Genomic DNA, 18,880 nt, shown 5'->3' on the forward strand with positions numbered 1-18,880 from the left:
ATAAGGAAAAACATGGAAAAACAAAAAAAAGAATTAACACAAAATGATATTCATAGTTTTTCTAAGGAACGTTATCAAGCAAAAAAAAATGTCCCCGCTATTGAAGTGAAAGACTTAGTTATAGATTTTGGTGAATCTCTAGCTGTAGATAATGCTTCTTTTGCCATTGAAAAAGGAGAGCTAGTAACTTTATTAGGTCCTTCTGGTTCCGGTAAAACAACAACACTTAATGCAATTTCGGGTTTATTGCGTCCAACAAGCGGAAAATTATTTTTTTCAGGTGTTGATGTAACTAAGTTTTCTCCGCAACAAAGAGAATTAGGTCTAGTCTTCCAAAATTATGCATTGTATCCACACATGACAGTATATGATAATATTGCATTTCCGTTAATGAATGACAAACATTGAAAAGAAGAAACTATTGAAAAATCAAAATTAGCTCAACAAAAAATATTTGAGTTAATTCTAAAACACTTTAATGTTAACGATGAAGAAATTTCTGATTTAAGAACTAAACTATATCATTCAATTGATAATCCAAAAGAAACAAGAAATTATCTAACTGAATTAACAACTGATTATAATAATATTATTGATAAAGAGTTAAATGATTATAACTTCATTGTTACTAAGAAAACAGCTTTATTATCTAATTTGACAAAAAAAGTTTTAAAAGATATTAAACAAGCTCAACAAAAATTAAAAGATGATATTAGTACTTTAAAATCTAATTTAGAAAAACAAATCTCTTTAATTGAAGAAGAAATTTCGAAACAACAAATACGTAATGAGGATAACTTAAAATCTATTAATGAAATTAATAATTTAAAACTTCAATATAATGAAAAAATTTCTTTACTAAAAATAGAATTTAAGGAAATTAAGAAAAACTTAAAATCTGAATATGTTAAAACTTATAATTCAACAAAAATTGAATATAAAGAAAAAGTAAAATTAGCAAAAGAAGAATTATTAAATAAAATTGCTTTACAAAAACAAGATAAATTAAGAAACGAAATTAAAGAAATTAAGGCTCGTATTAAAATAGTCAAAAAAGAAACCGAAACCACTTATAAAAATAAAGTATCTCAATTATTTGAACCAATTTTAGTCGGAAAAGGGTTGCCTATAAATAAATTTAAAAAATCTTTAAATGAATTAATTCTTTTATTACCTGAAAAAATACAAAATGAAATTAGAATTTTAGGGAAAGATGTTTTAACAATTGAAGAAGCTATTGTACGAGATGTTTTGGATGTTGCACAAAGGGTCGAAATTACTAAAAATTTAGGTAAAAGACCTACACAATTATCTGGTGGACAACAACAACGTGTTGCTATAGCAAGAGCTATTGTTAAAAAACCAAAAATTTTATTATTAGACGAACCATTATCTAATCTAGATGCTAAATTACGTATTTCAACAAGAAAATGAATACGTTCAATTCAACAAGAGTTAGGAATAACAACAGTTTTTGTTACTCACGATCAGGAAGAAGCTATGTCAATTAGTGACAAAATTATTTGTATGTCAACGGCTAGGGTTCAACAAATTGGCGCCCCAATGGATTTATATTTAAAACCTAAAAACGAATTTGTTGCTAAATTTTTAGGTATGCCTGAAATGACGATTTTTGAAACACAAGTCAAGGATGGTTATATCTATTATGCAAATAAAAAATTAATTAAGGCACCAAATGACTATAATAAATCAACAATTGATTTAGGATTTCGTGGTGAATCATTGATTGAAGATAAAGATGGAATTATTACTGGCAATATTAGATTAATTGAATATTTAGGAAAAGAAATTCAAGCTCAAATTTACATCAAGGAAATTGATAAAATCGCTAATGTTTTCTTAGGGGCTAAAACAAAATATGAACTTGGTGAAGAAGTTAAATTAAAAATTAAAAGAGATGAACTATACCATATATTTGATATTGACACTAAGGAAAGAATATAATGAATACATATTTTTGAAAGAAATATCGTATTAAGAAAACTGGTGAAGCATTAAGCATTTTAAATACTAGAACACCATTTTGGAAACCATTTATTTTAATGCTGCCCTCAATTTTAGTTTTATTATTTATGGTTATTATTCCATTTATACTTGTTATTATTGGATCATTTAGATTTAAAGTATCGTTTTCAGAATATGGATGATCAATCAAAAATTATTATAAGCCAAAAGGGATTCCTGTAGGTATATTTAACGATCCTAAATTTGTAACTTCTATTGTTAACTCATTATTGTATGCAATTATCGCATTACCAATTGGTTTAACAATATCTATTTTAATAAGTTCTGCAATTACACTAGTTGTAAGAAGATATGCTCGTAATTTTTGACAAACAGTATTCTTTTTACCATACATGACTGGAGCTATAGCGGTATCTTTAACCTTTACTGCTTTATTTGGTAAAAGTGAAGAAGGAGCTATATTACCGATGCTTTATGGTGGAGGAAGATGGAATCCATTTATCATAATTTTAATTAGAGGTATTTGAGGAGGATTAGCATTTCAAGTTTTAATTTTAACAACTGCAATGCTATCTGTAAATCCAGATTTATATAAATCATCAGCTATTGATGGAGCTCCCGGATATAAACAATTCTTTAAAATAACTTTACCATCAATTCAAAGAACAATTTCATTCTTATTTACAATAGGGATAATAAATGGTATTAAAGTTTTCCCATTAGCTTTATATAATAATGATGCAACAACTGCTATTTCAGAAAACGGTGGAACATTGTTAATTTACATTTTCCAAGCAGTTAAGTTTTCAGACGGTAGTTATGGAAGAGCTATGGCAGCATCTGTTGTATTATTTATTTTAGGTGTTACAATTTCATTCACACTTAAAAAATCAGTTTCACAAATCTATAAACTAAAAATATTATTAGGAGAAAGAAATGCTATTAACAAGCTTAAAGTTGAGACACAAAAGAGAAAAATCAGCTTTAAAATCTAAGCAAGAGTTAATGAGTAAGCCATATACTACTACTAATGTATGGGGCAAACTATTTTCTTGATCATTTAAAATTATAATCTTAACATTTTTTAGTTTTTTAGTAATTCTTCCATTTTATTTTATGATTGAACAATCATTAGTTGATCCAAGATTTTATACAGACCCCGGATTCAAAATTGCTTGATGACCATTTGAATATCAAAAATACTTAGCAGCTGGTAAAGAGTTTAAAGGTCTTTTGGGAACTAGTTTACATTGATCAAACTTCTTAACTTCTATTAAAGAAGGGTATTTAGAATCATTAGTTTTTACTGCATCATATACAGCTATATCGGTTTTCGTTAGATTATTTTTTGTTGTTACTCTAGGATATGCTTTGTCAATGAAAAATTGAAGAGGAAAAAATATTTTCTTTGGTCTTCTATTATCATTAATGGTTATTCCAGAAATTACTCTTATTTCTTTACAATATACACTAGTATCTAAAGCTGAATGAATTGGAGCTAAAAATCCATTAATTATTGTTGCAATGATAATACCTTTTGCTACATCAATCTTTAATGCTTATATGTATAGAAATGCTTTTGAAGCCATTCCTAACTCAGTTAAAGAATCATCAATGTTAGATGGAGCAAGCGGCATTAAGTATTTCTTTAATGTTGCCTTTCCAATGGTTAAAGCAACCACGTGAACAGTTATTATTTTAACCGCTCTAGCTTCATGAAACTCATATACATGACCAGCATTACTATGAGATTCTGCACCTGGTAAAACAGCAGGTTACTATGCACCAATTAACTTATGATTATTTACTACTGGTAAATATGAAGTTGCTGAGGGTCAAACACAAACTATTTTATCAGTAAGAATGGCTGCTACATTGCTAGCAATTATTCCTATGATTGTTGTTTACTTCATTCTAAGAAAAAGAATTATGGCTGCTATTTCAAGACAAGGAAATGCAACAAAAGGATAAGAATATGAATTATAAAAATTTTAGTGAATTAGCAAATAAAAATAAATCTAAAAGAATTGCTAAAAAAGTTGTAAATGCACTTGGAATTTTATTTGTTGTTATTGTTGGATTAGTAGCAGTAGGCTTTATAATTTATGGTTTAATAATAGGAGTTTCAAAAATCTTTACTCAAGATACCTTAAATCTTTTTTCTTAAAAAATCATATAAAATAAGCCAAAAAAAGTTGACTTATATTAAGCCAACTTTTTTAATTTGCTTAAATTTGTATAAATTTAATATAAAATATTAAATTATGAAATTTTTAAAATTTAAATCAACAGAAATGAAAATTGCAGAGCATGTTTTAAGTAAAATAAATCAATTAGAACCAGCAATAGCTAAATTAACTGATGAAGAGCTAAAAAATAAAACTATTGAATTTAAAGAAAGAATTAAGCTAGGCGAAACTCAGGATGATATTCGTCCAGAGGTTTTTGCAGTTTCAAGAGAAGCAACAAAAAGAATATTAGGTAAGCGTCCTTATGATGTTCAAATGATCGGTGGTATTATTTTGGATCAAGGATCTGTTGCTGAGATGAAAACAGGAGAAGGAAAGACTATTACTTCTATTGCTCCTGTTTATTTAAATGCATTAGCAGGGAATAGTGTTATTGTTTCAACTGTTAACGAATATTTAGCTGAACGTGATGCAGAAGAAATGGGACAAGTATTTAAATTTCTTGGTTTAAGTGTTGGGATTAATAAAGCTCAAATGCCTGCTAATTTAAAAAGAGAAGCTTATTCATGTGATGTTGTTTATTCGGTTCACTCAGAACTTGGTTTTGATTATTTGCGTGATAATATGGCTATGTCAAAAGAAGAAAAAGTTCAAAGAGGACTTGATTATATTCTTTTAGACGAGGTTGATTCAATATTGATCGACGAAGCTAAAACACCTCTTATTATTTCGGGTGGCGATCAAGAAGAAAGCACAATGTATAAAATATCTGATTTATTTGTTAGAACATTAAATCATAATGATTATTTTATTGATGAAGAAACAAAATCAGTTTATTTAACAGATGAAGGTATTGAAAAAGCAAACAAATATTTTAATTTTAAAAATTTATATGATTTAGAAAATTCTGAATTAGTTCACCGCATTCAAAACTCTTTAAGAGCTCATAAAGTAATGAAATTAGATGTTGAGTATATTGTTCGTAATGATAAAATCGAATTAGTTGATTCCTTTACTGGTCGTATTATGGAAGGTAGAGCTTATTCTGAGGGGTTACAACAAGCAATTCAAGCAAAAGAAAGAGTTGAAATTGAATCAGAAACTAAAACTTTAGCTACAATTACATATCAAAACTTTTTTAGATTATTTAAAAAAATAAGTGGAATGACCGGTACTGCTAAAACAGAAGAAAAAGAATTTATCGATATTTATAATATGCGTGTTAATGTTGTTCCTACTAATAAGCCAATTGTTAGACTTGATGATAAGGATGAAATATATGTCGATATGCATTCGAAATGAAAAGCTGTTGTTAAAGAAGTAAAAAGAGCATACCAAAGAAAACAACCAATTCTAATTGGAACTGCACAGGTTGAAGATTCCGAAGTATTACATGAATATTTATTAGAAGAAGGTATTCCACATACAGTTTTAAATGCTAAACAAGATGCCTCAGAAGCAGAAATTATTTCAAGAGCAGGAGAAGCAGGAGCAGTAACAATTGCTACAAATATGGCTGGCCGTGGAACGGATATTAAACCAACCAAAGAAGCTATAAAAAATGGCGGTTTATATGTTTTAGGAACTGAAAAAGCAGAATCACGTCGTATTGATAATCAATTGAAGGGGCGTTCTGGACGCCAAGGAGATATCGGATATACAAAATTCTTTTTATCTTTAGATGATCAACTTATTTTAAGATTTTCATTACAAGATAAATGAAAAGAAATATTTAAGGAATACGGTTCAAATCCGATTCCTGGAGAACAAATTAGAGCAGCATTTTTAGCTGCTCAAAAGAAAATTGAAGGGTTTAATTACGATAGTCGTAAAAGCGTTTTAAATTTTGATGATGTTATTAGACAACAAAGAGATTTAATTTATGAACAACGTGATCTTATTTTAAACAGAGATGATTTAGGCTCGATAATTCGTAAGATGTTTCAAGTCACAATTAACCAAATTATAAATAATCCCTATTTCTTTAAGAAAAATGATTCTATGGATTTTGAAACATTAGTTAATTATTTAAATGATGGTTTTATGAGATTAACTGATTATCAGTTTGAATTAAATGAGCTTAAAAAAATGGACAAAGAAGAGCTTTTTTCACATATTTTTTCAGTTTGAAATAAGCAATACGATATTTTAAGACAAAATATGGTTGATAAATTTGGATTATCTTCTTTAGCAAACAGTGAAAGAAATATTATTTTAAAAGTATTTGATGAATCTTGACAAGAACATATTAATGTTATGGACAAATTGCGCCGTAGTACTCACTTAGTTCAATATGCTCAAAAAAATCCATACCAAATTTATACAAAATTAGGTTCAAAAAAATTTAAGGAATTAACAGATAAAATAGCTATTGAATGCTCAGTTAATTTATTAAATAATTATGATGCACTCCCTTCATCTAATAGTCAGATTGAATTCCCATGACTAAATAATTCATTAGACACTAATAATTTAGAAAAAAGTCTTGAAAATTTAAATGATTTTATTAATTTTTTACTTGAAAATGAAAAAAGTAACCTAATAGCACAAAATAAAACCGACGAAGAAATAAATAAAATTTTAGAATCTAAAAAACAAGATATTTTAAAAGAATTTAAAATTAAACTTGAAACAGTTTTAGAAGAAAAAAATAAATAAAAACCAAGTTTTTAAATAAGATCTTGGTTTTTATTTATCATATTTTCAGTAATTATTAATATAAAAATCCACAGCTTTTTGTAAAATTTTTCGATTTGCATCATGAGTAATTTTATTAATTAACGCATCATTAACTAAAACTCATTCAACAACATCAATTTCGCCAGGTCTATTTTTTAAATCAAAATTAATAGGTTTACCTAGGAAAAAAATTACTTCCTTTGAAATATTAAAAAACGGCGAGTAAACATTTTTTTCTCTAAAACCTTCAAGAATTTCTATATCAACATTTGTTTCTTCTTTTACTTCTCTTAAAGCTGTTTCAATTTCAGTTTCATTTTTTTCAACATGTCCTTTTGGGAATGTTCAATGCCCCGCTGTTTGTTGAACTAATAAAACATATAGTTTAGATTCAATATTTTTTAGAACAATAGCACCACAAGATTTTTCGTATTTCATAATTAAATTAATTTCCTTTTTTTAATAAAAATATTTATTGATAATAAAGACATAAGATTAAGAATTATTATAGAATTTAAAACAATCATAGTTATTTTAATTGAATTAAATAGATTTAAATTTTTATTAGCACTTAAATTAATTTTGTTTAATTCCTTATTTAATGAGTTAAATACTGAATTAAAAGTAAAAATTAATATTATAAACAAACCGGCTAATAATGTTAAAACGATTATTAAAATAAATTCTGCTCTGAGTAATTTTTGGATCTTAAAATAACTTCTTTCTTTATATATTTTTAAAAAACTAAATGGAATAAGCACAAGAATAATTACAGATAATATACTTAAAATTATGAATAAAATAAATATATTTTTTGAGGTATTTTTTTTAAAAAAAGAAATAGCTATTAACTCAAAAATGATTATAAATAATGAAATAATAGTTAATATAAAAAAAGTAAAAAAATTTTTTTTATTAATATTGTTTATTACCTTTTCTACTTTGTTCATACTTTTATTATTATATACTTAAAAATAACGTTTTATTTTATTAAAATAAATAATACTAATAAAAAATGCTTTTGCATTCTTTAGAATGTTTAATTTGGTAAAATATATTTATATTTTAGGAGGTATATAATGTCGCTTGAAAAAAAATATTTAGCATTATACCGTCAATACCGCCCAAAAAAATTTGAAGATGTTTATGGACAAGAACATATAATAAATACACTTAAAAATATTATTAGTGAAAATAAAATAACTCATGCATATTTATTTTGTGGGCCACATGGAAATGGCAAGACTTCAACGGCTAAAATTTTTGCGAATGCAATAAATTGTTCTCATCGTACTTCTGAAAGTCCATGTAACAGCTGCATTGAAAACATTGATCAAAATATTGATATAATTGAGATTGACGCGGCTTCAAATACTGGAATTGATGATATTAGAGAATTAAAAGAAAAAATAAAGCATTTGCCCACTGTCGGAAAATATAAAATATATATTATTGATGAAGTGCATATGCTTTCTAAAAGTGCTTTTAACGCTCTTTTAAAAACCTTAGAGGAACCTCCTAAACATGCAATTTTTATTTTAGCAACAACCGACCCACAAAAAATTCCATTGACAATTTTAAGTAGAGTGCAAAGATTTAATTTTAAAAAGATTGATAAGCATATATTAGTTAAACAACTTGCATATATTTTTGAAAAAGAAAATATTAAGGCTAGCAAAGACGCAATCGAATTGTTAGTTACTTTAGGAAATGGTAGCTTTCGTGATACTTTAAGTATTGCTGATCAAATTGCCATTTATTGTGCAAATAAACAAATTGAAAAAGAGGATATTGAAAAACTATTTGGAATTGTTGATTTTGAAAATATATGATACATAGTAAAAGCTATATTTGAAAATCAACATAATTTAGTGATTGAAAAACTCAATTATTTAATTGATAATGGAGCTAGTGTTGAAAAAATTTCATTGCAAATTTTTAAAACTTTAAAAGATTATGCAATTTTAAAAAAGACAAATGATTCAAACTTATTAGAATATGTTAAAAAAGAAAAATTAGACGAGTTAAAAATTGATGATGATAAATTATTTAAATATATTGAAATAATCCAAAATGCAATAAAAGATTTACAAAATTCTGATATTCCTAAAGAAATTCTTGAACTTTATTTATTAAAAATGTCTTCATATAAAAACAAAGAAACAGAAATTTTTGTAAAAAATGAATATAAATTAGTAACTAATGAAGATAATATAATTTTAGAATCTGAAGCAACTGAAGAAGATTTTCAAATAGTTAATAATATTCCTGAAAAGGAATTTAAAAATAGTAATCATAAACAATTCAATTCAATATTTAATTTGTCAAATATATCAAATTCAAATCCAATAAGAAATAATCAAGTTTTAAATGAAACCAATAAAGAGTTAGATGATTTAGGAGTTAAAGAAGTTAATATTAATAATATACTTGAAAAAACATCTGAAATATTAATAGCTGAAACAACAAAAGAATACGAAAATGATGATTTATTAAATGAAATTATCACCTCTGAGTTTAATAGTGATTTAAATTTAGAAAAAACAGCACAGATTATTAAACCTGAATTAGATCAAGAAGATGTTAATTCATTAGCATTTATTTATCAATATATAAAGAACGATTTATATGGTTATGGTAAAAAATCTAGCTTAGATTTAGATACGATGTATTATCACATGATTAATCAAAGAATTAATAAACAATACGAATATTTAAAAGATTTATTATTCGGATTTAAGATTTTTTTAAGTTTGGAGAATTTAATAGTTTTTAAATCAGATGATATTTTAAAAATTCATCAATTTAATTTAAAAAGAAATGATGAAGATTTTATTGAGGCGATTAATAGCATATTTGATAGATATGTTAATGTTGTGGCAATTACAAAACCGCAAATTGATAAGGCAATAGAATATTGCAAGGCAAATTGAAAAAATAAAAAGAATGAGCAAATTCAAATGATTGAATTACCTAGTTTAGAAAAGTATAAAAACAAACTTGATCCAAATTATGAATATGCTAAAAAAATATTTGGTGATATTGTTAAAGAACCCAAAAAATAGGAGATGAAAGATATGAATATAAATGAAATGTTAAAAAACGCTAAAAGAATTCAAGCAGAAATTGAAAAAGATGAAAAAATTATTGAAAAACAAGTTTTCGTTGTTGAAAAACAAGGTATTAAGGTGACGATGACTGGTGAAAGAAAAATAACAGAAATTATTATTAATGAAGCTTTAATTGACCCCGAAGATCCTGAATTAGTTCAAGATTTAGTTATGTTAGCTGTTAACGAAGTTCTAGAAGAAATAGCGACAGCATATGATAAAATTGGTGATAAATATTCAAATAGTGGGATGCCATTTTAATGAATATTGAATTAAAAGAAAAAATAATTGAGGCACTAAATAAAATTCCTAGTGTTTCAAAAAGACAAGCAAATAGGATTATTACTTTCTTTTTAGAAAGCAATAAGGATTTTAGTAAGACATTATTTAATGATATTTTATCTTTAATAAATGAAACAACTAAATGTCAGCTATGTTTATCTTATTCTGTCAATGAGATTTGCAGCATTTGCAAGGATAAAACAAGAGCTAAAAAATTATTTGTTGTTCAAGATAGTCAAGATATTGAAAAAATCGAATCTTTAGATATTGAAAAAGGAAAATATTTTGTTTTTCAAAATTTAATTAATTTAAAAAAGATTGATGACCTTACTTTAAAAAAGATTGACTTATTTTTAGAAATTGTAAATAATTTTAATGAAATTATTTTTGCTCTAAGTACGGATTTAAATGGTCAAGTAACAACGAAGTATCTTGAAAAAAAGATTAAAGATAAATTTAAAAATAAAAATATTTATCAGCTATCAATTGGAATTCCATTTGGGATGTCAATTGAATCAATTGATCCTATTTCTTTAAAACAATCAATTCTAAATAAAAAAAATATTAATTAATTTATGTTTAAAATAGGTGGTGTTATTTTATGTTTAATAAAAAAGGAAAATTTATAGCATTTGAAGGTATGGACGGCTCAGGAAAAACTACGATTATTCAAATGTTAAAAAATGAGTTAATTACAAAGAATTTGATTGAAAATTTTGTTTTCACAAGAGAACCAGGCTCTGCTTTTTCAAAAGAAGCTGAAAAAATTAGACAATTAATTTTAGATAACGAAAACTCTTTTAGTTCAATGGTTGATGCCCTACTATTTGCTACAAGTCGGCGTTTAAATTTAGAGAAAGGTATTTGACCAGCGTTGGAAGAAAATAAACATGTAATCACTGACCGTTATACAACATCATCTTACGTTTATCAGGGTTTGCTTGGAGATACTGGGCTTGAAAATGTTGAGATAATAAATCAAATTGCTACTAAAAAAACTGAGCCTGATTTTGTTATATTTTTTGATTTAGAACCATCTATTTCGGTCGAAAGAATAACTAAGATGCGTGAAGGTATGGACCGTTTAGAAACATCTGATATTTCTTACTATATTTCTCTAAGAGAATCATATAAAAAAGTTATTGCCAAAAACCCCGAAAGATACCGCGTGATTGATGCTAATTGTTCAATTATAGAGTTATTTAATAAAGTTATGGATATTTTAAAAAGTGAGAATGTTTTATAATGATTAATTCAATTTTTAAAAATATTATTGATAATTCGCTTAAACAAAATAAATTAAGTCAAGTTTATTTATTTTCATCAAAAAATATAAAAAATTTTGATGAATATTTTTTATATTTTATAAATTCTGTTAACGATGAAAAATTTAATTCTTTAAGTGAAATAAAATTTGGCGATCTTTATTTTTTTATTGATGGAAAAAATGAAATAATTGATAAACAATCAATTTTAGATTCAATCAAAGAAACACAAGAAACCTCAATTATTTCAAAAAATAAGAAAAAAATATTAATAATAAATAATATTGAAAACGGTACACAACAATCGCTTAATAGTCTTTTAAAATTTTTAGAAAATCCACCATTTAACACGATTATTATTATGTCATGCAATTTTATTACCCATGTTATTAAAACAATTAAATCTAGGGCATTTATTATTGAAATACAAAAATTATTAGATAAAGATGAAATCAATTTTAAACCATTTAAAAATTTTTTTATTATTAGTAATATTGAATATGATGAAAAAATAATTTCTTCTTTTACATCTTTGGTTACTTCTTGTATTAATTCATGCAAAAAACCTTTTGAATTCTTAAAAAACTTAATTGAAGTTTTAAATTACAACAATAAGAAAATAATTTTAGATTTTTTGATTTTAGTTTTTTTAGATATTTATAAGATAATAAATGACATTAATGATTTGAGTATTTTGAATGAATATAAAATAAATAAAAAATCATTTGCCGAAATTTCAGTAGTTGACATCATTAATACTTTAAAAGAAACAAAACAAAATTTAAACAATTCAGCTAATTTTAATTTACAAAAAAGTAATTTATTATTAGAATTGGAGAAATATTATGGAATTTAAACTTTTTATTATTGGAACTCCAATAGGCAACTTAGAAGATATTAGCTTTCGCGCAATTAAAACATTGAAGACTTCGGATATTATTCTTTGCGAAGATATTAGAACTAGTCAAAAACTTTTAAAACATTATGAGATTAATAATAAACAATTAATTGCATATCATAAATTTAATGAAAAACAATTAGCAACTAAAATAGTCAATTTAATATTAAAAAATAAAGTCGTTTCTTTAATTTCTGATGCTGGAATGCCATGTATTTCTGATCCTGGATTTAATTTGATTACTGAATGCAAAAAGAATAATATTTTTGTGGATATAATAGGTGGACCCACCGCTTTTGTTCACGCTTTCATAAAATCTAATTTTGGTTCGACATTTACTTTTTTAGGTTTTTTAAAAGATAAGAGTGGTGAGCGTTGTAATCAATTAAAAAAACTAAGTGAGGGCATTTATGTTTCTTATGTGTCACCACATAAATTAATTAGTACTTTAAATGATTTTGCAAATGTTTTTGATAATGAAATTGATTTATATTTATGTAAGGAATTAACAAAATTATATGAAAGTGATTATTCTGGTAAACCACTTGAAATAATTGAACAATTAGAAAACAATATTAAAGGTGAGTTTGTTTTGGTATTTTCAATTAAAAAACAAAAACACATAAAAGTTAATAAATATGAAAATAAAAACCGGGTTTTATAAATCCGGTTTTAATATTTATAATTTTTAAAAACAATTAATTGTTGGTTTTAGCAACAAATGCATCTAAACGGCTAGCTTTTCTTGCACCATTGTTTTGGTGTAAAACACCTTTTGAGACAGCTTTATCAATTTCATGGTGTGCTTTAGCAACTAAATCAGCTGTTTTTTCATCTTTCGATTGTGCAGCTAGTTTTGCTTTTTTAATTGCTGTTTTAACAGTTGATTTAATAGCTGAATTACGAGCGTTAGCTTTTTCGTTAGATAATATTGCTTTTTGTTTTGATTTTATATTTGCCATTTTTTTGCCTTTCTTGCTAAAAATTAATTAGCATACATAATTTTACATAAAAAAAACATTTTTTTTATATTTAAGTTAGATTTTTTATATTTTAAAATAAAAAATATTTAATTTTCTTTTTTATTTTCTTAATAAAATATTTATAGTATGAAAAATCCTGATTCAATCTTAGAAAAGATTATAGATAATAAAAAATATACGATTCATATATTTTTTAAAAATTCAAAACATGTTTATTTGACATACAATGATGGAATATTTATTGTTACAGGTTCCGTTGTTAATATTTCAAGTAAAAAATTTCAGGATTTTTTAATTAAATCAATGTCTAAAATCATTAAAAAAAATAATAAGATTAAACCTAATTTAGAATTTGATAAAAATAAAAAAACATTTTATTATTTTGGAAAGTTGGCAAGTTATCATGTAAAAAATAATAAAATTATTATTTCTAAAATCAATCAGTCTACTAATGAATATATTAATTTTTCTACTAAGGCTGAAAATTTAAAAATTGAGCTTTATATACGTAAATTTTTATATAAACAATTGATTGAAAAATTTAAAAAATTCACTAATGAAGCTTGTCTATTGATTAAAAAAACAAACTTAAATTTATTATTTTTTATAAGAAATAAAAAAAGTTCATGAGCTTCTATATCTGTTTTAAAAAACAAAATTTTTATATGTTCTGATTTAATATTTTTTTCTGATGAGATAATTAAATATGTAGCATATCATGAAATTTGTCATTTAATACACCAAAACCATTCAAAAGAATTTTGAAATTTATTAAAACAATTTATTCCAGATTATAAAGAAAAAAGAAAAAAACTAAATAATCATATTTTTGAATAAAGGATAAAAAATGAATGAAGAAAATAAAATAGAACCACAATTAATAATCATTATATGTGTTTTATCTTTAGTATTAGCAACTATTTTGTTAACAATTATTCTTTTAATAGTTAAGCGTTGTAAGAAAAAAAGATTAGAAAAACAAAAAAAATTAGAAAATAAAGAAATAATCGATATAGATTCTGAATTAAGAAATATAAAGAAATTTATGCCAAATTCTGAAGTTATTAACGATAATCAATATCAATTGCCTAATAATTTAAATTTTAAATCTGGAAAAATACTTATTAATAAGTATGGCTTATTTGTGATAAATGAATTTAATGAAGATTGAAAATTAATTGAAGGCGACTTTAATAATAGAGAGTGAACAATAAGTAATAATAATATAAAATCAGAAATAAAGAATTTATTTTGAGATTTAAAAAGTAATATAGAATTCATAATTCCTATATTACCCAAAAACGTTCCTATTATAGGGCTTTTTGTTTTTGGTAAAATAAAGGAATTTGATATAAATAATTGTCCAGAATATATTCTTTATTCAAATGTAAGTGATTTGTGTAATACAATGTTCCAAATTAAAAAAAGCTTAAAACCTATTATTTCAGTTGAAAATATATCAAAAATATCAGAACTTTTAAAAAATAAAATTTTAAAATAAATTAATTTAAATTCAATCTCTGTTCAATATATTGCAAGAGATTGAATTTTTTTATCAAAATATGTAAAATTACAATATTTTTCAATAAAAAACGATTTATTTTTCAATATTATGTTTTTTTTAACGATTTAAAGTAATTTACTTTATAATTTCAATATAAATGTATTATAAAAATAGGAGAAATTATGGCAAAAAGTTCATTAGAAAAATTTTATATCTCTGAAAAATTTGATGAAAATAGAAATATAACATTTAATTTTAAAAAAGCTAACCAAAAGATTTCAGGTAATTTTAAAGAATTTGTCGATGCTCTTCAAGAATTTATTAGAATTAGCGAAAAAACCAAAAATGAAACTCGTGTATGATTCCACCGTGATGGAGCATATCGTGGAAGTGTTAATATTGATAAAGCTCGTATTATAGTAGAGAAAGTTATGGCTGAAAATGTCGTAAGTGAAGAAGCTATTGCATATATCGAAAAAGAAGAATTAGTTGATAAACCAACACCAGCTAAAAAATCATCAGTATCAGTAAACGATTTAAATACTGAAGCTCAAAAAACAACATTCTTTGTAGAAAATGCTTCAATGAGAAAAGCTTCTCAAATTTCAGCAATGGACATTAAATCAGAATCAAAATATACAACTATAATTGAAAAAATATCACAAGTTGATAATACAGTAGTTGTAACATATCATTTAGAACATGGTGAAAAAACATCAAAATCTTTTGATTATGTAATTACTGGATTTGCTTTATTATCATGTGCTTGCAGATCTCGTTCATCATCAATTTATGGAAAATCAAGAGAAGAAAGAAGAACATTTTGAACAATCTTTACAATTTTAACATTGTTAATTATTACAAACATAGTTCTTATTGTATTACGTCTAACAGAAAAAATTTAGTTATAAGCTATTTTAATTTAAAAAAGACAGAAAGTTAAATCTGTCTTTTTTAAATTATTTTAATCCCCTTTTTAATAATAAAAGCTTTTGTAAAAATTCTTCTTTTGTATATATGTTAGTTTTTTCTGATCCATATTCTCTAACAGCTAGTTTATTATTTTCTATTTCTTGTTTACCAATTATAATAATAAATTTTGTTTTTTGAATTTGAGCATCACGAATCTTTTTATTGACTCTTTCATTTCTTAAATCAATATTTACATTAATATCTCAATCTATGAATTCATCATATAATTTTTTACAGAAATCATTTTGATCATTTGAAATTGGTAATATTGTAACTTGTCTTGGACTTAGTCAATAAGGTAGTACACCTTTTGTTTGTTCTAAAAGAGTTGCAATAAATCTTTCATATGTACCAATTAATCCACGATGAATCAAAACCGGTCTTTCAAATTCTTCATTGTCATTAACGAATTTCATATCAAATCTTTGAGGTAATAAGAAATCAAGCTGTAATGTTGACATTGTAATAATTCTATTAAGAACTGTTTTAACCTGAAAATCTACTTTTGGGCCATAAAAAGCAGCTTCACCAATAAATTCTTTATATTCAATATTTAATTCTTTTAGAACTTCTCTTAAATCATTTTCAGCTTTATTTCACATTTTATCATCGTTAAAAAATTTTTCATTGTCATTAGGATCTCTTAAGGATAATGAAACATGATCAATTTCAATTTTAAAATCTTTTAAGGCAGTTAAAATCATTTTGTATAAATGTTTAAATTCATCCTTAATTTGATCTTGTCTTACAAATATATGACCTTCTGTTAAATCCATTGATCTAACTCTTTCAAGGCCTGATAAAGCTCCTGATTTTTCATAACGATATAATCTTGATTGTTCAGAATAACGAATTGGGAGATCACGATATGAACGTCTTGTTGAGTTAAATAAAATAATATGATGTGGGCAAGTCATTGGACGTGCTACAAGCAACTCATTATCCATTTTAATCGGTTTAAACATTGTATCTTGATAATGATCTCAATGGCCACTTAATTCATATAATTTTTTTTCTCCAAAATGAGGTGTTAAAACTTCGGTAAATCCAAATTTTTTATCTAATTTTAGTACATATTTCTCAATAGCATTATGTATTTTCATTCCGTCTTCAAGTCATATTGGAAAACCTTGACCGCAAAGATTGTTAAACATAAAAATATTTAGGTCTTTACCTACTTTACGATGATCTCTTTCTTTTCTTTCTTCTAGAATTTCTAAATATCTATCTAATTTTTCTTTAGTTTCTCAACTTGTTCCATAAATTCTAGTTAACATTTTATTATTTGAATCACCTCTTCAATATGCACCAGCAGTTGAAAGTAGTTTAAAGTGTTTTATTTCTTTTGTATTTTCAACATGACCACCAGCACATAAATCAGTAAAAAGAATTTCATTTGTTTTAGGATGAATAAATTGAAAAAATGTAATTTCTTTTCCTTGTTTATAAAATTCATCATACAATTCTTTTTTATAAGGTTGATTTTCAAAAGAAAAAAAGCTTTGATCAACTTGTCTACTTTCATACCCGTTTTCAGCAAGTTTTTTCATTAATTTTTCAATTTTGGGTAGGTCTGATTCTAAAATAGGATTTTCAAATTCGAAATCGTAATAGAAACCTTCTTCTATTGCAGGACCAATAGCTAATTTTGTATTAGGATATAATTTTAAAATTGCTGCTGCTAATAAATGACTTGTTGAGTGATTTAGTTTATTGTTTGCTTTCATTATAATAATCCTAGACCTTTCATTAGTTTTTTAAGGTTAAATGAAGCTATTTTTTTTGCTTTTTCTGCTCCGATTTTTGCTTGTTTTTCAACTTCATTAATTGCTAATTTGTATTTTTTTTGAATATTTATTAAGAATTCTTTAACAATTTCAGCAACTTCTTGTTTTAATTCTCCATAGTTTTTATTTTGGAAAAATGATACTGTTTGCTCAAGACTAATATTTTTTAATGAAGAATAAATAGTTAGTAAATTTTTAATTCCTGGTTTATTATCTGATAAATATATTTTTCCTTCAGAATCCGTTACAGCCTTCATTATTTTTTTGTATGCAACTTCAGGATCATCAAGTAAATATATTGAAGCTTTTTCGTTTGCATCTGATTTTGACATTTTTTTAGTTGGATCAACTAAAGACATTATTTTAGCACCAACTTCAGGGATATATGGTTCAGGCACCTTAAAATTAATGTTAAACTTATTATTTATTCTTTGAGCTAAATTTCTTGTTAATTCAACGTGTTGCTTTTGGTCTATCCCAACTGGTATTAAATCAGCGTCGTAAAGTAAAATATCACCAGCCATTAGAGTAGGATACATAAGTAAACCAGTAGGAATTGTTTCCATTCCATTAGCTGTTTTAACTTTTGAAGATTTATCCTTAAATTGTGTCATTCTTGATAACTCACCAATCGTTGTGTTTGTTAATATTAATCAATTCATTAAGCCATGTTCCATGACATCTGATTGAAAGAACAAAGTTGACTTATTAACATCAATTCCACAAGCCATAAATAATGCAAAAATATTTTTTTTATTTTCATTTAAAATTTTTGGATCAATCGGAAGCGTTAAAGCGTGTAAGTCAGCAATAAAAATATAGCTGTCATATTCATTTTGTAGTTTAACCATATTTTTAATAGCTCCAATGTAATTAGCTAGGGTTAATTTTCCTGTTGCAGTTATACCACTTAATACTCTTTTTTTATTCACAATTACTCCTTAAAAATTTAAAATAAAATTCATTTATAAATTTTATTACTTTTTTAAAAAAATAATTCTATATTAAATAATTTATTATTTAATCAACATTATTTATTTTTTATTTTCTAAACAGTAATTTTCTTTTTAAAATCAGTTTAGAACGTAAAAAAATATTAAAAATTTAATTTAAATTTGTAATTTTTTAGTTTATGTTTATATAAAAGATTAATTTTATATTTTAAAATTAAATATTTAAATTAAAATATAATTTAAAAGTATAAAAATTGTTTTAGAAAGGTTTT

At 24.6% G+C, this 18,880-nt stretch carries 19 protein-coding genes; 14 read left to right on the plus strand and 5 right to left on the minus strand.

What is annotated here, in order from left to right; genetic code table 4:
- Positions 1-12 precede the first annotated feature (12 nt).
- The 5 genes from MCAN360_RS05550 to secA all read left to right on the plus strand — a co-directional run bounded on the left by MCAN360_RS05550 (position 13) and on the right by secA (position 6,833).
- Positions 13-1,965, plus strand: coding sequence for an ATP-binding cassette domain-containing protein (locus tag MCAN360_RS05550; protein WP_045433948.1), 1,953 nt, complete (start codon positions 13-15; stop codon positions 1,963-1,965).
- A complete protein-coding gene (locus MCAN360_RS05555; RefSeq protein ID WP_045433951.1) occupies positions 1,965-2,981 on the plus strand; it encodes a carbohydrate ABC transporter permease in 1,017 nt (338 codons plus the stop codon). The genes MCAN360_RS05550 and MCAN360_RS05555 overlap by 1 nt, the downstream gene beginning before the upstream one ends.
- Positions 2,923-3,957 (plus strand): carbohydrate ABC transporter permease, encoded by a 1,035-nt coding sequence (locus tag MCAN360_RS05560; RefSeq protein WP_045433953.1) that lies wholly within the window; start codon positions 2,923-2,925, stop codon positions 3,955-3,957. Before MCAN360_RS05555 ends, MCAN360_RS05560 begins: the two co-directional genes overlap by 59 nt.
- A gap of 4 nt (positions 3,958-3,961) precedes the next feature.
- Entirely contained in the window at positions 3,962-4,153 is a 192-nt protein-coding gene (locus tag MCAN360_RS01945; protein ID WP_045433956.1) for a hypothetical protein, read from the plus strand.
- A 97-nt stretch (positions 4,154-4,250) separates the two neighbouring features.
- The gene (secA, locus tag MCAN360_RS01950; protein ID WP_045433958.1) at positions 4,251-6,833 is read left to right on the plus strand and encodes a preprotein translocase subunit SecA; all 2,583 of its coding nucleotides are present in this window, start codon (positions 4,251-4,253) and stop codon (positions 6,831-6,833) included.
- Between the two features lie 30 nt (positions 6,834-6,863).
- On the opposite strand, the gene MCAN360_RS05565 is transcribed toward secA, so the two are convergent.
- Both MCAN360_RS05565 and MCAN360_RS01960 read right to left on the minus strand, forming a co-directional pair.
- On the minus strand, positions 6,864-7,292 hold the full coding sequence (locus tag MCAN360_RS05565; RefSeq protein WP_045433961.1) for a bis(5'-nucleosyl)-tetraphosphatase: 429 nt from the start codon (positions 7,290-7,292) through the stop codon (positions 6,864-6,866).
- A gap of 2 nt (positions 7,293-7,294) precedes the next feature.
- Complete coding sequence (locus MCAN360_RS01960) at positions 7,295-7,804, minus strand: hypothetical protein (protein ID WP_045433963.1); 510 nt, start codon at positions 7,802-7,804, stop codon at positions 7,295-7,297.
- Positions 7,805-7,933: 129 nt separating this feature from the next.
- Between MCAN360_RS01960 and dnaX the strand changes: the two genes are divergently transcribed.
- The 6 genes from dnaX to rsmI are packed head-to-tail and all read left to right on the plus strand — an operon-like array spanning position 7,934 to position 13,073.
- The gene (dnaX, locus tag MCAN360_RS05570) at positions 7,934-9,919 is read left to right on the plus strand and encodes a DNA polymerase III subunit gamma/tau (RefSeq protein WP_045433965.1); all 1,986 of its coding nucleotides are present in this window, start codon (positions 7,934-7,936) and stop codon (positions 9,917-9,919) included.
- A gap of 12 nt (positions 9,920-9,931) precedes the next feature.
- Positions 9,932-10,225 (plus strand): YbaB/EbfC family nucleoid-associated protein, encoded by a 294-nt coding sequence (locus tag MCAN360_RS01970; protein WP_045433968.1) that lies wholly within the window; start codon positions 9,932-9,934, stop codon positions 10,223-10,225.
- The gene (locus tag MCAN360_RS01975; RefSeq protein WP_045433970.1) at positions 10,225-10,818 is read left to right on the plus strand and encodes a toprim domain-containing protein; all 594 of its coding nucleotides are present in this window, start codon (positions 10,225-10,227) and stop codon (positions 10,816-10,818) included. Before MCAN360_RS01970 ends, MCAN360_RS01975 begins: the two co-directional genes overlap by 1 nt.
- 29 nt (positions 10,819-10,847) lie before the next feature.
- Positions 10,848-11,492: a dTMP kinase gene (tmk, locus tag MCAN360_RS01980; RefSeq protein WP_045433972.1), complete on the plus strand. Its 645-nt coding sequence runs from the start codon at positions 10,848-10,850 to the stop codon at positions 11,490-11,492.
- Positions 11,492-12,367, plus strand: coding sequence for a DNA polymerase III subunit (locus tag MCAN360_RS01985; RefSeq protein WP_045433975.1), 876 nt, complete (start codon positions 11,492-11,494; stop codon positions 12,365-12,367). The genes tmk and MCAN360_RS01985 overlap by 1 nt, the downstream gene beginning before the upstream one ends.
- Entirely contained in the window at positions 12,357-13,073 is a 717-nt protein-coding gene (gene rsmI / locus MCAN360_RS01990) for a 16S rRNA (cytidine(1402)-2'-O)-methyltransferase (protein WP_045433977.1), read from the plus strand. The genes MCAN360_RS01985 and rsmI overlap by 11 nt, the downstream gene beginning before the upstream one ends.
- Before the next feature lie 34 nt (positions 13,074-13,107).
- On the opposite strand, the gene rpsT is transcribed toward rsmI, so the two are convergent.
- Positions 13,108-13,371 (minus strand): 30S ribosomal protein S20, encoded by a 264-nt coding sequence (gene rpsT, locus MCAN360_RS01995; RefSeq protein WP_045433979.1) that lies wholly within the window; start codon positions 13,369-13,371, stop codon positions 13,108-13,110.
- Positions 13,372-13,518: 147 nt separating this feature from the next.
- On the opposite strand from rpsT, the gene MCAN360_RS02000 reads away from it, so the two are divergent.
- From MCAN360_RS02000 to MCAN360_RS05580, 3 genes are all read left to right on the plus strand, one after another.
- Complete coding sequence (locus MCAN360_RS02000) at positions 13,519-14,229, plus strand: M48 family metallopeptidase (protein ID WP_045433981.1); 711 nt, start codon at positions 13,519-13,521, stop codon at positions 14,227-14,229.
- A gap of 10 nt (positions 14,230-14,239) precedes the next feature.
- Positions 14,240-14,893, plus strand: coding sequence for a hypothetical protein (locus tag MCAN360_RS05575; RefSeq protein WP_045433984.1), 654 nt, complete (start codon positions 14,240-14,242; stop codon positions 14,891-14,893).
- A gap of 185 nt (positions 14,894-15,078) precedes the next feature.
- Entirely contained in the window at positions 15,079-15,801 is a 723-nt protein-coding gene (locus MCAN360_RS05580) for a hypothetical protein (RefSeq protein WP_045433986.1), read from the plus strand.
- 54 nt (positions 15,802-15,855) lie between these two features.
- Here the strand turns inward: MCAN360_RS05580 and thrS are convergent, their stop codons facing one another.
- Together thrS and trpS are read right to left on the minus strand one after the other, a co-directional pair.
- Positions 15,856-17,595 carry a threonine--tRNA ligase gene (thrS, locus tag MCAN360_RS02015; RefSeq protein ID WP_045433989.1) on the minus strand — a complete coding sequence of 580 codons (1,740 nt, stop codon included), beginning with the start codon at positions 17,593-17,595 and terminating at the stop codon, positions 15,856-15,858.
- The gene (trpS, locus tag MCAN360_RS02020; RefSeq protein WP_102032221.1) at positions 17,595-18,587 is read right to left on the minus strand and encodes a tryptophan--tRNA ligase; all 993 of its coding nucleotides are present in this window, start codon (positions 18,585-18,587) and stop codon (positions 17,595-17,597) included. The genes thrS and trpS overlap by 1 nt, the downstream gene beginning before the upstream one ends.
- Positions 18,588-18,880 lie beyond the last annotated feature (293 nt).

Origin of the sequence: Metamycoplasma canadense, from assembly GCF_000828855.1 — a bacterium.
In the GTDB taxonomy this organism is placed as follows: Bacteria; Bacillota_I; Bacilli_A; order Mycoplasmatales; family Metamycoplasmataceae; genus Metamycoplasma; species Metamycoplasma canadense.